General features: G+C 51.7%; 7 protein-coding genes. 6 read left to right on the forward strand and 1 reads right to left on the reverse strand.

Annotated elements, in window-relative coordinates; all coding sequences use genetic code 11:
* The first annotated feature begins 62 nt into the window (after positions 1–62).
* The 6 genes from H6F67_RS15540 (at position 63) to H6F67_RS15565 (ending at position 15,293) form a co-directional block, all read left to right on the forward strand.
* On the forward strand, positions 63–905 hold the full coding sequence (locus tag H6F67_RS15540) for a YaaW family protein (protein ID WP_190767536.1): 843 nt from the start codon (positions 63–65) through the stop codon (positions 903–905).
* A gap of 576 nt (positions 906–1,481) precedes the next feature.
* Positions 1,482–10,796 (forward strand): neuraminidase-like domain-containing protein, encoded by a 9,315-nt coding sequence (locus tag H6F67_RS15545; RefSeq protein WP_190767537.1) that lies wholly within the window; start codon positions 1,482–1,484, stop codon positions 10,794–10,796.
* 140 nt (positions 10,797–10,936) lie between these two features.
* Positions 10,937–11,278 carry a transposase DNA-binding-containing protein gene (locus tag H6F67_RS15550; RefSeq protein WP_190767538.1) on the forward strand — a complete coding sequence of 114 codons (342 nt, stop codon included), beginning with the start codon at positions 10,937–10,939 and terminating at the stop codon, positions 11,276–11,278.
* Between the two features lie 420 nt (positions 11,279–11,698).
* Positions 11,699–12,532 (forward strand): tetratricopeptide repeat protein, encoded by an 834-nt coding sequence (locus H6F67_RS15555; RefSeq protein ID WP_190767539.1) that lies wholly within the window; start codon positions 11,699–11,701, stop codon positions 12,530–12,532.
* Between the two features lie 165 nt (positions 12,533–12,697).
* A complete protein-coding gene (locus tag H6F67_RS15560; protein ID WP_190767540.1) occupies positions 12,698–15,046 on the forward strand; it encodes a CHAT domain-containing protein in 2,349 nt (782 codons plus the stop codon).
* Between the two features lie 7 nt (positions 15,047–15,053).
* Entirely contained in the window at positions 15,054–15,293 is a 240-nt protein-coding gene (locus tag H6F67_RS15565; RefSeq protein WP_190767541.1) for a CHAT domain-containing protein, read from the forward strand.
* Positions 15,294–15,457: 164 nt separating this feature from the next.
* Here H6F67_RS15565 and H6F67_RS15570 read toward each other — a convergent pair whose 3' ends face one another.
* Positions 15,458–16,444: a calcium-binding protein gene (locus H6F67_RS15570; protein ID WP_190767569.1), complete on the reverse strand. Its 987-nt coding sequence runs from the start codon at positions 16,442–16,444 to the stop codon at positions 15,458–15,460.
* Positions 16,445–16,492: the final 48 nt, after the last annotated feature.

Raw genomic sequence — 16,492 nt, forward strand, 5'->3', positions numbered from 1 at the left:
GCCCTCTTTGAACTTCTGTAGAATTATGAGAGCAGGCGCAAATTGCGATCGGAGGAGAGCAGATGGACGAGTTAAGAACGGGGTTAGAGCTTGCCAACGAAGAAGAATTGCAGGCGTTGACGGATATTTTGTTTTGTCGCAAATTTAACCCGCTTGACTACATGTGTGCGCCAGAACCGATCGCCGTTCAGTCTCAAGACCGCAAGCTGTGGCTCGATGCGTTAGAGCAGCGCTTTCGCTTTTTGGCGGCAGATGGCTTTACCGTTTTGCGCGGCCAAACTCGGCAGGTCAGCTATCGGCAAATTTTGATTCAGGTTTGTCGGCATCTCAAGATTCAATATTCCGATCGCCTTGCCACCGAAGACTTAGAAGCGGAAGTGTTTTTGCATCTGCTGGGCTATGTTTGGAAGCGACTGCCCAAGGCGGAGCAGCAAGCGTTGACTGCCAGAGTGCAGCGATCGATCGCCCAAATGCCTGCTGACAAACGCCTGACGCCTGCGCTTCAGCAAGATCCGCTCAAACTCATCTTGAAAGGAGGAAGTGCGATCGCTGTTACCTCAGTCGTGCGGCCTTGGGTACTCAGTCAAATTGCGCGTCAGTTTGCCATTCATGCGGCCACCTATGAAGTGGCAAAGCAGGCAGCAGTTCAGGGCAGTGGGGCGATCGCGGCTCAGATTCAAGGGCAGGTGGCCGTGAAGATGGCGACGCGAGGCATGGCTGTAAATGCGGCTCGCTATGGTGCGGTGAGAACGGCGTTTGCCCTGCTGGGACCTGCGCTGTGGACTTGGTTTGTGGCAGATTTGGGCTGGCGCACGATCGCTACCAACTACGGACGAGTAATCCCGGTTGTGTTTACGCTGGCGCAAATTCGCCTAACGCGATCGGAATGCTTTGAGCCTGCTTGAGTTTGAGCTGCTGACCTGAACTTGATCGATTTCCCACGAGTGCTGGCTGTCTCTAGCTTCTAGCGCTTCAATGAGCAGAATTTTCACAGTGACGCTGAGCGATCGCCGATCCGTTTGCGCTCATCGGAGGCGATCTTGCAACTCAAAGCAGAACGTTCGGAATTATCAGTTACTGGTTCAATCGATACTTCTATGCGCTTTCAATCATCTGCGCTTTGCCCGTTGCATCGCCTTTGCATCTTCTAGCGAAAGTCGTTCTTCTTGAAAATTGAGAATGCAAGCTCGTGTAGCGTTTTAGGCTTCTAGCCCACTTCTAGTCACCGCCGCTTAAACACAGCTTATCTTAGGTTATTAGAAGTTGAAACGCTCACTCAAAGACGCATTGACCGATTGTGCCATTGATTTAGGAATCGCGCCATATTTTTTGATAATTCACATCAGATGAAAGGGAAACGAATCACAGACTGTTAAGCAACACTTTCATATCGCTATCAAAACTTATTAAAACTTAGGTGGCATACGATACAAAGTCGGCCTTAGTATAGGTAAGTTAAATCCTGAAAAAGGAGTAAAGCGATGTCGATCGCAGCAGGTTTGAATGAGCGAGAAGCACTAGAGCAGTTTCAAGCTCAATATCCCGCTGCTGGATCAATTCGTTCGATTGTTGAAATCAGTCGAGATGCGTTTGTGCAAACTTACGCGATCGCATTTGCAGGTGGCGTGGAACAGGCGCAAAAAGTTTATCAGTTCGCCTTTTTACTGAACGAAAAAGCGGTGCTGATGTGGGCAAACGTTAAAGATACTGCTGCTTCGCCGTTCTTTCAGGCGACTTTGTTTAACAATATTCCAACTGATTTTATTGATCATCAACAGTCGATTCCAGGATACGATCGCCTGTTTGATCAGCGCGTCGCCGTTGAGTGCGAAGAATGTCAATCCATTCTTAGCCCAGCCGCTTATTTTGTCGATTTAATGCGATTTGTTAAAGCGAATATTCTCCAAAAAAATTCTAATATTCCTGACAGTTGCCGCCTGCAAGATCGCAGACCGGATTTGTGGACAATGCCGCTAGACTGCGACAACACCAACCAGATGATTTTGTCTGTGGATTTGGTGAATGAAGTTTTAGAGCAGTTCAATATCGACTCAAATTCTCCACAGGCCGATCTGTACGCAGGCATGGCAGAAGCCAAATTTCCCATGTCTTTGCCGTTTAATTTGCCGCTGCAAGAAGTGCGGAGCTATTTAAAGCCTTTCAAAATCAGCCTGGATGAAATCTATCAGGTGTTTAGCCCGCTGCCTCCAGTGACGGCGACCTGTTCGATCGAAACAACGTCAGCAGCATCGCTCGCGATCAATGATCTGCGGGTGCAAGAACAGCTAGCCTTGTCTCCTGCTGACATGGCGCTGCTGACGGCTGAGGCGTTTTCGGCGGCAACCTTAGCTGAGATTTATCGCAGTGAAAATCTCAGCGAGCAAAATTTGGCAGGGCTAGATCGCGTTTCCCAATTCCTCGATCGCACGGGACTGACGCGCCGCCAGTTGGACGAGTTACTGTTCCAAGATTTGGATCGATCGGAAGTCACGCTGGGCTGGATGCAAACATTTTTTATCAATGCAGACGATCTGCCGCCTTTGGCAATTGCGCCCGCTGATCCGGCCAATTCCACCGAGGAGAAACTGCTGAACCTGACGCTGCCCCGGCTCGATCGCATCTATCGATTTTTGAAGCTGTCGCGGCAGTTGGGCTGGTCGTTTGCCGATTTGGATGGAGCGCTGCGATCGCTGCAATCAATTGATTTGCCGGAATTGGTCTTGCGCTTAGATGGCGATGGCGACTACGTGGCCTGTCGGGACGTTCATTCCCTCGATTTGGTTAGTTTCACTTTGGAAGCGCAGATTTGTCCGTTGCGATCGGGCATGAATCCGATTTTGTTTAAGGGCAGCGATCGAACCCTGCATTTTCTGCTGTATTTGGATGAAACTAACTTCTTGCGGCTAAAAACTGCCCAGTATGAAGTGCAAAGCGTCGATCGAATTGCGCTGGGCGAATTCAGCCATGTGATTGTTACCGTTGCAGACGATCGCGTCGAGTTCAACGGCAAGCCTGGAGTCTTGCAGCTTGGTGAGGCAATTCAAGCAATTACCCCAGCGGGCAGCGAGCTAAACATTGGCAAAGACGGCCAAGACGCCTGCTTCAACGGGTTTATCAAATCCGTCCGAATTTGGGACGGGGTGCAGGATGTCGCATCGATCGCTCAGCATCAAGTGAGCGAACCCACAAATGGACTGGTTGCTGACTGGCCGCTTGACCCCAATCAAGGCATTTGGGCAGACGATCGCTTTGTGTTTTTAGACACTTCTGCCAATCAAAATCATGGACGTTTGTTCCGCTTTAGCTTGATGCGATCGGACGTGCATTCTGAGGGTGATTCGCCTTTTGTCGCGGCTCCTAATTTAACTGAGAATCGCATTTTGCTAGCCACTGATTTTGCCACTGAACCAAACTTGCATCCTCAAGATTGGGTGGATACGGCTGACAATTTCAAAACGGATGCGATCGACGCTTTCAGCACGTTTGATCTGGCTGGCGGGATGGTATTCGGAACACAATCCACCGCCAATCATCTCCATTCTCACTACGCCGGAATCGGCTCTAGCAGTTGGAGCAACTATCGCTACACCGGACGATTGCAGGCATCGAGTGCAGATGCAGGCATCGGCGTCACCATTTTGAGCGGATATCCAAACGCGCCGCAATACTATCGACTGCGGAGCATGAAAGATCGACCGTTTGAATTGGTCTTTCGCGATGCTGCCAATCAGCATTTGTTGGCCGAACGTCCGATCGGAACGCTGCCGATTTTGCAGGGAATTGTTAGTTCTGAAGTGCGCTTAGCGGCAAATGTTTGGTTCCGCTTCGCGATCGAGGTGGAGACGGAATCGCAAACGCAAATTCGCGCCAAAATTTGGCCGGAAGGTGAGGCAGAACCCGCGCAGTGGCAAATCGACGCCGTTGACAATGCACCCGATCGCCTCCGACAGGGAACGATCGGCGTTTGGACATTGGGAGACGGCACGAAAGCCTTTGACGATTTGCAGGTGGTGCAGTCGATGCCGTCTCATCGACGGGCGATCGATCTCAACGCTGCAACTCTCAGCAATTTGGCCGTGATCAAACAGTTGCAAACTGAGTCGAATCTGCCGATCGATCGGCTCACAGCCCTTTGGCACAATCCCAAATTCACGGGCAAAAACGACGATCGCACCTTGTTTGATCAAACGTTTAATCCAACTGGCATCACTCAGTCGCGGCTCAGCTATCCGCTCGATCGCCCGCTGCGCTGGATGAAAATCGGCTCTGAAACCAATCCCAATCGCGATCGCCAAGTGCGGATGCGGCTGATCAGCGCGTTGCGGATTTCGAGCGATGACTTGAACCGTTTGGTGCGGTGGATGCAGGGCGAGAAGACGGCGATCGCGATCGACACGGCTGACCTGACGTTCCTGTATCAACTGGTCGAAACGGCGCGACTGCTGCAACTGAGCATTGTCGAGTTTTTGTCTTTGCTGGAATATTTGAACTTGCGAAAAGTGATCAGCCTGCCGCTGATTTTGACGTTGCAAACGCAAATTCGATCGTTGCAGCAGGCAGGTTTTTCGGTTGCTGAATTCTTGTTGCGGCAAGCCGCTGGAGACGACTGCTCGATCGCGCCAACAGAATCAGCGATTCGTAACTTAGCTGCAACTTTTCAGCCGCAGACCCGCGAACTCACTTCGGTTGAGGCTGAAGCCATTCTGCTATCCAGTTTAACGACGCTGTTTGTGGTTCCCGCAGAGGTGATGCAGGCGGCGATCGACTTCCTTCGCCCCACTTTGACCGCAGAACAACTAATTCCGCTGTTTCCCCAGGATGAACAGCCAATTCCTGTTCCCTTGAAGCACTATTTCAACACTGTCATTCAACTGCTTTATCCGATTCAAAGGTTTAAGCTGACGGCTTCAGAAGCGAAAGGTTTGCTCAATCATCCGGCGAGTTTTGGCGTCACTCAATTCCCCAATCTCTCGATCGCAGATTTATCAAATTTAATGCAGTTCAAACAACTGCAAGCGGCATTTCAAGACACCAGCGATCGACTGTTAGAACTGCTACAGCTTCCCACTGATGTTGATGCTGCAATTTTGATCGATCGCATTGTCGCCCTCACTGAGTGGGAACCTCAGCAACTGACGACGCTAATCAATTTCTTTGGCAGAACTTCACTGAATCGAATCGAGTGGCTGTCTCGACTGCAAGCGGCAATGCAGCTTTCGCAGGCGATCGGCGTCAATATTGCGTTTCTGATTCAGCTTGCCAATCCTGATCTCAGCATCGCCACCTATCGCCGCCATGCCGCCAATTTGCTGAAAGTTTTGCGAGCAACTTATCCAGACGATCGCCAGTGGAAAACGATTTACAAACCGATTCGCGACCAGCTAGCCCTGCAAAAGCGAGACGCGCTGCTGAATGTTGCACTCACTAAAATTGGCGTGAATTTTTCGGGTAGACGAGACGCGAATTTGCTGTATGAATTCCTGCTAATTGATCCGCAAATCAGCAGCGAAGTTCAAACTTCTCGAATTGGGCAGGCGATCGCCAGCGTTCAGCTTTACATTCAGCGCTGTTTACTCAATTTGGAGGCGGGAATCGACTCGACAACAATTGCGATCGAGCAGTGGGAGTGGATGAAAAACTATCGCGTTTGGGAGGCCAATCGCAAAGTGTTTTTGTATCCTGAAAACTACATTGAACCAGAACTGCGCCGCACCAAAACGCCCTTATTTGCCGAACTTCAGCAAGAGTTGATGCAGGGCGAAATGAATCAGGAACTGGTTGAGAAAGTCTACAAAAACTATCTCGATAAGTTCCAGGATGTCGCGGATTTGAAGATTGTCGGCAGCTATTTGTATCGCGATCGAGTCAGCGATCCGATCGATCGGCGCGACGTACTGTATCTGACTGGCTGTACGAAAACTCAACCCAAACTGTTTTACTACCGCAGCTTCACCGTGCAAATGGAGCAGTGGACACCCTGGACAAAAATTGAGTTGGGTCTGAACACCGAATGGGTAACGCCGATTTTTGGCTTCAATCGGCTGTTTCTATTCTGGGTGGAGTTTGTGAAATCCAAGAAAGCCGTGCCTTTTCTTTATGACGAAATTCGCGATGGCAATGAAGTCAAGGAAGGTCGAAAAGGCAAGCGAATGGCGAACAAAGAAATGGACGGAACTTTCTTTAGCGATCGCGGCAATCTAGTTGAAAAAACAGACCTCAGCAAGGTGCAAATTTTGATTAGCACATCGGTGGGCGAACCGATGATCGACGCGATCGATGTCTACAAACCCGTGATTAAATTTTCGTTTTACAACTTTGGCAAAACCTGGATTGCGCCCCAAACTTATCTAGAACTGCCCAACGAGTTGAGCGAAGTTGAATCTTTTTCGCTCCGGTGGCAGCGCGTTTATGCCCAAAGCGCCCTGGAACTTTCTCAAGCGGTGGCGGGCAATACTGACATTGCCGCGATCGATCGCACAGAAAAAGCCAAAGTCTTGCAGGTGGACGCGCAGACTAACCTCACGACGAGCTTGGGCGCGATCGATATGACAACGCTGACTTGGGCAGCCTGGATCAATCCTGCCCTCGTGGAGATGACGACGCCAGACCAAGACGACGCCATCACCCACATTACTTTGTTTGACTATGACAATGGTGCGCTCAAGGTAACAGTTACGAATGCGGCTACTCCAATTTCTCGAAACATTAATTCGATCATTCCTCGCCAGATCAGAGTTGCAATTCAGTCGGCTCAAACAGCGGTTGACAATCTGCGCCAGCTTATCCCGCAACTGGATACCGATATGGGTCGCCTGCGCGGATTGGTTAACACCAACACCGAACAAGCCGAGAATATTTTAGAAGCCGTTTCGCCGCTGCTTTATAGCAGCGAAGCAGCGCAATTTCCAGAGCCAGCTCGCGAGGCATTGAGTCAAGCTTGTGCGCGGTTGAACACTGCCGTCAATAATCTCAGAGGCGCGCTGGATACCATTTCTAATGGCGATCGACAAGGACTGAATGATCAACTTCAAAACGCTCAAAATCGGGTGAATGACGCTAGAGAATTTGTCATCCAAGCTGAAAACGGCATGGGCGTTGTCACTGGCTATCGTCCGACAGAGATCAAGCTGCAAGTGCAACTGGGGAATCGTTCGATCGCGGAATGGAACTTGGCGGCAGGCTGGCAGTACATGGCGCTGCATTTCGACTATTGGCACGATCGACAAGGCTACAATGTCACGCTCTACTGCGAAGACAACTACCGCATCTCGCTGATTGCGCCCCTGACCAAACAGGGAACACCGCGAACCAGTGAATTTTTCAGCAGCGCGATTCTGCCTGCCCGCAAATCGCTGACGATCGCTAAACATTCCACCACTGCGACTCCAGCGATCACCCTGCAACTGAGCGATTTTTGCCTGCTGCGCCGCCTGCCTGGAATCGATGAACTAGAGAAAATTCGCTATCGGCGCAAAGCCGCCTCCGAAGTCGCGTTCTATCTGCCGCTGAATCGATCGCTGACTTGGGCATTGATCAATCTGGTCGATTCGCGGCTGACCTTTGCAGCCGCTCCCGTCGAGATCAAAGAACCCGATCGAGAACGCTTGATTTTGTTTTATGGCGACCTGATCAAAACGCTGCGGAATAATTTGACCGAAGACAAAGCCTTCAATCTCACCTTCAAACCCAGCGAAACCGCCAAAAACTACGATCTCGATTTGTCCCTAGAACGGCTGCACATTGCGCTCACAGCAGGCTTGAGCATCAACGACTACGCGACCGGACGAAATCAAGATGAAGTTCAGCGCCTCCTGCCCGCTGCGGTTCGCAGCCTGATGAAGGTGGATGGCGCGACGCCCAGCCAGCTTAATGACTGGATGCAAGACCAAGTTGAAAGCAGCGATCGCGAGTTCAACCGCCAAAACTCGCTGCTGACCAATTTGCCTCGCCTGGAAACGGATCTCGCGGATGTGGGCAATCAACCGGGCTGGTACATTTTTGGCACGGGAGACGATCAGTATTTGCTGCGGGCGATGCTGCCCGATCTGAAAACCACTCAAGAGCGAATTCGACTGCGCTACGAAGCGCGATCGTCGGTGGCTGCGCTGCAATCGGTTTCGATCGATTTTGATCCCGATGCGCGGCTCAAAGCTACCGTTGCCAGCGACGCCATCACCTACACCCGCCCCAGCTTCAAGCTGGCCTTCGATCGCCTCAATACCTTTGCGATCAATCACCTCAGCGAAACTCTGCTGATGGGCGGAGTCGATGCGCTGCTCAGCCTGGAGTCGCAAAACACGCCAGAGCGCGGACTCGATCGCTACAGTCCCAATCTTGATCTGGCCGCGATCGATCGCGTCACCGACAAGCTCGACTTCAACGGCGCGAACGGTTTGTATTACTGGGAAATTTTCTTCCACATTCCGTTTTTGATTGCCAATCAGCTGAACGCCAATCAGAAATTTGCCGAGGCGCAAAAGTGGTATCACTATTTGTTTAATCCGACGGCTCAAGAGGCCACCAATCCCGTCAGCGATCGCTACTGGCGATTTCTACCGTTCCGCAGCGAACGCCTGGAAACGCTGGCCGATATGCTGAGCAATCCGCGTGCCCTGGGCGAATATCGCGAAGATCCTGGTGATCCTCATGCGATCGCCAGACTGCGGGCAAATGCCTACCAGAAGGCGATCGTGATGAAATATATCGACAATCTGCTCGATTGGGGCGACAACTTGTTTGAAAAGGATGATCGCGAATCGATTGGCGAAGCGGCGATGCTGTATGTCCTCAGCTACAGCTTGCTAGGGCCAAAACCAGACCTGAAACCCGCCGAGAAGTTTGTGGAAGTGGGAACCTACTGGCATCTGGAAAAGCAATATGGCGAAGCTGACATTCCCGAATTTTTGATTGGGGAGGGCGATCGACCTGCCACTCGCGACAGCATCTCCACTCGCTCCTCTGCCTTCAATCCGCACAATACGCTAGCCACCAGCTTTTGCACCCCGGAAAATCAGCAGTTCGCGAAATATTGGGATCGCGTCGAAGACCGTCTCTACAAAATTCGCCACAGCCTCAGCTTGGAAGGGATTTTCCGCCAGTTGGCGCTGTTTTCGGCACCGATCGATCCGGCAGTCCTCGCCCAAGCCCTGTCCCAAAGCGGCAGTCTGGGCAGCGCACTCGCAGACCAATCGATCGAAGCGCCCTACTTCCGGTTTTCCCTAATGATGGAAAAAACCAAAGAGATGGTGGCAACCACGATCGATCTGGGCGACAAAATCCTGTCGGCTCTGCAAAGTCAAGACAGCGAAGCTTTAGCCGTGCTGCAAAACATCCAGGAAAAGCGCATTCTCGATCTCACAACTGCTGTTAAACAAGCCGAACGCAACGCCGCCCAAACTGAACTCGAAGCTCTCGAACTAAGTAAGAAAATCATCGATGCCAAAATTGGCTTTTGGTCAGCCCGATTGGTTCTCGGTGTGCCCGTTGCCGAAGGAGTTCAAATTGCCATGTTGGGAGCAGCCGCAGGTTTAAAAATTGCTCAAGCCCCACTCAGATTCATCGGATCAGGCGGCGCATTAGCACCCGATACTACGCTAGGTGCGTCAGGTGCAGGAGGAAGCCCCCGACTTACGGCAACGACAAAGTTGAGTGCAGTCAAAGATTTCTTTGGTGAGACATGTGAGGGGCTAGAGGCGATCGCAGGAGGGCTTGAAACGGGCGCAGAAATTGTTAGCAAAACGGCTGAAGCGGTTCGCAACTTTGCCGAGTTGGTGCAGGAAGTTGCGTTGGCGCGGTTGGAACTCGATGAAGTCAACAAAAAAATTGAGGTGGCGCAAATCCAAATTCTCAAAGCTGATGCGGAGATGATTGTTCACAAGCAAGAGATCGAGCATCAACAGCAAGTTGCTGAGTTCTATCGCAGCAAATACACCAATCAAGAACTTTATAGCTGGATGAGCAGCCGCCTCTCGACGCTGTATTTCCAGGCATACAATTTGGCCTACAACCTGGCAAAATCCACCGAAAAAGCGCTGCAATTTGAACTTCCCACAACAGAAAGCTTCATCAGCTACGGACACTGGGACAATCGGCGGAAAGGCTTGCTGGCTGGAGAATCGCTGCTGATCGATCTGCACCGAATGGAGAAATTTAATTTGGATAAAGACCGTCGCTGGCTGTCGATCGAAAAGCAAATTTCGCTTCAGCAAGCGGCCAAACATCCTAAACAAATGCCCAAGCTGGAAGCCGCTTTGGAACAACTTAAAGAAACAGGATTTTGTGACTTTGCCTTAACCGAGGAGCTGTTCAACCGAGACTATCGCGGGCACTATTGCCGACAGATCAAAACGATCGGAATTGCAATTCACCTGGAAGAAGGCGGGCTGGATAGTCCCTATGATGGCATTCACGCCACTCTTACGCAGGTCAGCAATCAACTCCTCTTGCAGCCCAATTTGGAAGGTGTCAAATACTTAATGAATGTGGATGGCGCGTCTCGCCCAGACCAAAAAATTCTGCGCGAAGATTGGCGATCGCATCAACAGATTGCCATTTCCAAATTTGGCTCCGATGCAGACCTGGGCATCTTCAATCTGGATTTTGTGTTTGATACAGCCTACTTCCCCTTTGAGAACACAGGAGCCGTTTCCAAATGGCAGCTTGAACTGCCGATCGCAACTAATCCCAGCTTGCATTTCGATCGCATCACCGATGTCGTGATTCATCTACGGTATGTTGCTCAAACTCAAGGCGACCCCTTTAAGGCAGATGTTAGTCAGTTGATGAAAAACCCGTAATTTGGGTGTCGAGTCCCAAATTCAATTTCGTTTTGTCTCCCCACGAGATGGGCAGCGAGGTTGGCTCGATCGCGGTGAAAGCGTTGTGTAGCGGGGGATTGAGGCGTGTAGAAATTGGATAATGTCCTTGCTCTGCGTTAATGGCATCTTTCTTGGTGACGGATGAACTGGCCGCTGTCGGTTTCAGCGATGCCCGCCGCACACGACGGCTGATTGCGATTGTGGAAGATTTGGCTGCCAAGCCGAATGCGAGCGTAGCGCAAGCGCGTCGCGATCGGTCGGCGATGCAGGAGATGTATGACTCTTGTGTAAATCGGCGGGTGAAAGCGGCTGCGATTATTCGTGCTCATGCGGCCAAGCGCGTCGATCGGATGGCTGGCGAATCAACGCTGCTGGCGATCCAAGACACGACGGAACTGGATTATATGGTAAAGCGGTTAACCGTACAGAAGACGCTTGCCAACGCAACACCAAGCGAATGAATTGCCGTTACGGGGAGCAGCGCGATCGACGGGGTTGAGGCGATCGCGACACAGAACAGCACGCACACCACCCAAGCAGCAGAAAGCGATCGCCCGCTCAACCCAGACTCAACACCAGACACACCGAAGAAACCGCGCTTACCGCGAAAGAATCACGCTCGTCAATGTGCAGCAATCCCTACGATTGGGTGAGGACGTATCTCAAACTTGACGGACGATTCGCAGCAGGGGCGACATTAAGCGTCGAACACACTGCCCAAAAAACTACGACCGCGATCGCGGCACACAGCAACATTTTGAGCATTTCAAACAGATGTTAAGAATGTGATGAATGCGTAGCAGGCCGAATTGCAGTTCTCTGCATAGGTGTCGATCGCGCCGCAATAGGTAGCAGCAGATAACCTGAATGAGGACATCCCGATGAAACTTTTCCAAGCCGGATTATTCACTGCTGTTACGCTGGTTACAACCGTTGCCTCAACCTTCACGCCTGCTGCTGCCATCACTGTCCAAACACCTGCTGAAGGTAAACCGATCGCGCCCCGCGTTCAACTCGCACAGAATCAAGACCGCTCGATCGCCGCTTTAATTCGTCAGGGTGCAGATCTGCTTGTGGCCGGACGGTATGCAGAAGCGCTGAGCGTATTGGATCGCATCATTGAGCAAGATCCAACCATTTCTGAAGTTTGGATGGCGCGTGGCTTTGCTTTGAATGGACTAGAACGCTATCCCGACGCGATCGCATCGTTTCGTCAAGCGCTCAATCTGGATGATTCGATTTCTGTGACCTGGGTAGGATTAGGCATGGCGCTCGATCAAACCAACCAGGCACAGCAAGCATTGGCCGCGTTCGATCGCGCTTTGGAACTAGAACCCAACGATTTTTTAGCTTGGTATCAGCGCGGCATTACGCTGGCGAATCTCGATCGCTTTGATGAAGCTTTAACCGCGTTTAATCAAGCGGTTCGCCTTGATCCCGAAGATGCAGATGGCTGGTATTGGCGCGGTTGGGTGCAAGGCGCATTGGGACAGTATGAGGCGGCACTGACTTCGCTGGAGCGATCGATCGCCATTAATCCTGAAAATGCAGGAGTTTGGTACTACAAGGGCTTGGCATTGACGAATCTGGGGCGGAATGATGAAGCGATCGCGGCTGCTCAACGAGCCTTGCAAATCAACCCCAATCTGACGCTGGCGCAGGAACTCCTCGATCAGCTTCAGGCCAATGCCAGCACTCGGTTAGGTCAGCGGTAGGCTGGATGGTTTGAGTAATCTGCTTTGCGTCCAGGCTATCCATTAAACTCATTGCTAACGCCAATTTCCCGATCAGCGTTTCAGTTGCCAACCTCGACTGAAACGCTGAATCGATCGCCTCCCAAAAATAGAAACCCTTCCCTCTCAAAACCTGGAGAACCATTCATGCGCTTGCGTCTGCCCCTGCTAAATTGGTTTGCTGCAACGTTGCTGATGTCGATCGCTCTGCCTGTTGCGCTTCCTTTGGCAGCAGAAACGGCGATGGCAGAGCAAAGCGATCAGATTCCTCAAGCAGCACAAGCAGCAGAACTTGCAGAAGCCGATCGCTTGCTTAATTTAGGAATAGTACAACAGCATAATCAACAATTTGAGCTAGCGCTGCAATCCACTCAGCAAGCGCTGGAAATTTATGAACGCCTGAACATTCCTCAAGCGATCGCACAAGCAAAAGGCAATCTGGGCATCATTTACACACTTTTAGGAAACGCGACTCAAGCAGAAATTTTTCTACAGCAGTCTCTCGATCTAGCGCGTGAATTGCGTGATCCTCAGACAGAGGGAAATGCATTAGGAGCGCTGGGACAATTATATTTATTGCAGCGCGACTACCCTAGAGCGATCTCTTCGCTGCAACAAGCACTTGATATCGCCAGATTGCTTGACAATCAACCCATGCTAAACGCGGCACAGGAGCTACTTCAAGAAGCACAAGAAGCACAAGAAAGCGATGCTGCGATCGAAGATTTTATGACGGGACTGGCAACTGAAATACAGCAAAATCCAGCCGACGCGATCGCACAACTCTTTGAATGTCCAACCGTTTCTTTGCTGACGCCACAAGATTCGATCGAGACAGCCGCACAGCTTTTTGAAACATCAACCACTGCCAATTCTGAAGCAGATCGCAATTGTTTAATGCTCAACCTGAACCTGAGAGGAATAGCGCTGATGATATCAGGAAATTATGCTGAAGCAATTCAGGTATTGGAGCAATATCAAAGGCTGGCAGAACAAGGAAGTCCGACTGATCCGCTCTCCCAAAGCATAGGTTTACTAAATCTCGCGCAAGCATACTGGGGAAATGGAGACTTGAGGCAGGCTGAGGTTAAGTTACGGGACATGATGCGAATTTGGGAAACCTGGGGTGGATGGAACTCCTCAGGACTACAAACCGATGATGGTAATCTTGCTAACTCTGAAATTGCTAGACAAACACTCGTATACGAGATGCTGCAAAGTGTGCTGATGGCTCAAAATCAGCCAGAAGCAGCGCTAGAAATTTCTGAGCGGGCACGATCGATCGCGCTAACCAATCTACTCACTCAACGAGTGCAAACTACTGAACGTTTTGCAATTGCAACTCCAACCGCTGATGAATTGCGAAGCATTGCCAAAGCTCAACAAGCCACCATTGTTGAATATTCAACCATCAAGTATCAAGACGAAAACAGTCGTCTTCTTTATATTTGGGTGATTCAACCCACCGGAGAAATTCACGCTCAGGCCATTAATCTTTCCACACTCGATCGCCCGCTTTCTGAACTGGTTGCCAGCAGTCGAGACGCGATCGGGGCGAGAGGCCGCAGCGCAACAGTTTCTGCTCGTCCTACCGCAGACGCGATCGCTCGGCAGCAAGCTCAACAACGGCAAGACCTCCAGCAGCTTCATCAATTGCTGATTGAACCGATCGCTCGATATCTGCCAACCAATCAGAACGATCGCGTCATCTTTATTCCGCAAGGTGAACTGTTTTTAGTGCCCTTTCCCGCCTTGATGAATGCACAAGGCCGCTACCTGATTCAAGACCACACCATCTTGACGGCTCCCTCAATTCAAGTGCTGGATCTGACTCGCCAAATGCAGCCGAGGCGCGATCGAGATGCCGTTTTGGTCGTGGGCAATCCCGTGATGCCAGATGTGTGGAATCCAGAAACAGCAGAGCGTGAACAGCTATCCAGTTTGCCCGGAGCCGAAACCGAGGCCGAAGCGATCGCGCACCTATTCCGCACTGAGCCGCTGTTGTGGAATCAGGCGACCGAAACCGAAGTCAAGCGCCAGATGCAGACTGCCGCGATCGTTCACCTCGCCACACATGGCCTGCTCGAATACGGCGACCCGCAAGAATCGGGTGTTTTGGATGCACCAGGTGCGATCGCCCTCTCTCCCTCTGCTCAAGATGACGGATTGCTGACGAGTGCTGAGCTTTACAGCATGAACTTGACCGCCGATTTGGTCGTCTTGAGTGCCTGCGATACCGGACGGGGCAGGATTACGGGCGATGGCGTAGTTGGCCTGTCGCGATCGCTGATGCGGGCGGGTGTGCCAAGCATTCTGGTGTCGCTGTGGAAGGTGCCCGACGCGCCGACTGCCGAACTGATGATTGAGTTCTACCAAAATCTGCAAACGCAACCCGATCAAGCGCAAGCTTTGCGACAGGCAATGCTCAGCGTGATGCAGCAGCATCCCGATCCGCTTAACTGGGCAGCTTTTACGCTGATTGGGCAGGCCGAATAGCGGCTCAATGATGCCTAGGTGTCGATCGCGCCAACGTCGATTCCAACCAGACCGAACATTGCTGTATGCTCCCGATGGGCAGTTGCGCTACACTCCGCTGGCAGCTTTGTATGACGGTCAGCAGTGGCTCGCCCAGCGCTATCGCGTCAACAACATCACAGCCGAATCGCTCACCGAACCCGCCACGCAGCCACGTCGAAACCCACACACCTTGACCGGAGTGTTTGCCGATGTGGGCATTGAGTAAAGCATGCCGATGAGCGATCGAAGTGTTGAATTTCGCGGCTTGCCGTTTGCCGGACGCGCAGTCAAAAATCTCTCGGAACTCGTAACGAATACGACCCCATTTGAAGCGGCGATCGCGGCAGGGTAACGGTAGTACCGCACCCCCACCAGTCATTCATTTGCCATTCAAGCACCCACAAAGTTGCCGAAGGTTTGCCCAGAAGCAAGTCGAAAGGTTCCCGTTGGCAGGCTGATGAAACTAGTGGTGCGAACATCTGCAATCAGTTCGCTCAGGCCATTGGTGACGGCGAACAAATCGAAGCCGTTTGCATCTCGCCGCACCTGATAGGCTTCTCCAGTTCCCAACACAATCAGATCGATCGCGCCAAAGTCGTTGATTTGAGCGTAGTTGCCTGCACCTTGAGCTTTGTAGTACGCGCCAGAGCGATCGCCCAGCACAAATCCATCACTGCCCGCACCGCCCGTAAGAGTGTCGATCTCGTTGAAGCCGCGATTCACATTATTGGTGCCGAGCAACACATCAATGCCGTCACCGCCGATCAAGGTGTCGCTGTTTGCTGCACCAATCAGCGTATCGTTGCCGCTGTCGCCTGTGAGCAAATCAAAGCCGTTGCCGCCGTTGATGCTGTCGTTGCCGCCTCTGCCGATGAGCGTATCGTTGCCTGCATCGCCAAACAGCCCATCGTCACCGCTATCGCCGTCGATGAAGTTGTTGAGGAAGTTGCCGCTGATGATGTCGCGGTTGGCAGTGCCTCGGACATTGACGAAATTCTCAACGGCAAACGAGAGTGTGCCGATTCCCGGCAGACCGTTGACGGTGAGACGGTTGGCAGCAAGGTTGATGTCAAATCTGGCTGTGCCGCGTCCTGTCCCATCGATCGCATTGGCCTGACCGATCGCCCCCACGATCCGCTCCACGCTGCTGATGCGATCGGTTCCCAATCCGCTTTTGGCGATCGCTCCACCGGGAAGAATGGTCACAGCGCGTCCCAGTCCGCTGTAATCTACAGCATCAAAGCCTGTAGCGCCATCCATCAGGTCGCTGCCAGCGGAACCAACGAGCACATCATTTCCGCCGAGGCCAAAGAGTTCATCGTTGCCAAATGAACCAAACAGGCGATCGGACGCGATCGAACCGACAACTCTCACCATTGAAAAAACTCCTGATTGAGACGAAGAAATCGTGAAACGTTGACTTCA

It is taken from the genome of Microcoleus sp. FACHB-1515 (genome assembly GCF_014696105.1).
Classification (GTDB): Bacteria; Cyanobacteriota; Cyanobacteriia; order Elainellales; family Elainellaceae; genus JAAUTJ01.

Excerpts from the sequence above, each read along its gene's own strand:
- H6F67_RS15540 (WP_190767536.1), top strand. The coding sequence starts at position 63 with ATGGACGAGTTAAGAACGGGGTTAGAGCTTGCCAACGAAGAAGAATTG.
- H6F67_RS15545 (WP_190767537.1), top strand. The coding sequence starts at position 1,482 with ATGTCGATCGCAGCAGGTTTGAATGAGCGAGAAGCACTAGAGCAGTTT.
- H6F67_RS15550 (WP_190767538.1), top strand. The coding sequence starts at position 10,937 with ATGGCATCTTTCTTGGTGACGGATGAACTGGCCGCTGTCGGTTTCAGC.
- H6F67_RS15555 (WP_190767539.1), top strand. The coding sequence starts at position 11,699 with ATGAAACTTTTCCAAGCCGGATTATTCACTGCTGTTACGCTGGTTACA.
- H6F67_RS15560 (WP_190767540.1), top strand. The coding sequence starts at position 12,698 with ATGCGCTTGCGTCTGCCCCTGCTAAATTGGTTTGCTGCAACGTTGCTG.
- H6F67_RS15565 (WP_190767541.1), top strand. The coding sequence starts at position 15,054 with ATGATGCCTAGGTGTCGATCGCGCCAACGTCGATTCCAACCAGACCGA.
- H6F67_RS15570 (WP_190767569.1), bottom strand. The coding sequence starts at position 16,444 with ATGGTGAGAGTTGTCGGTTCGATCGCGTCCGATCGCCTGTTTGGTTCA.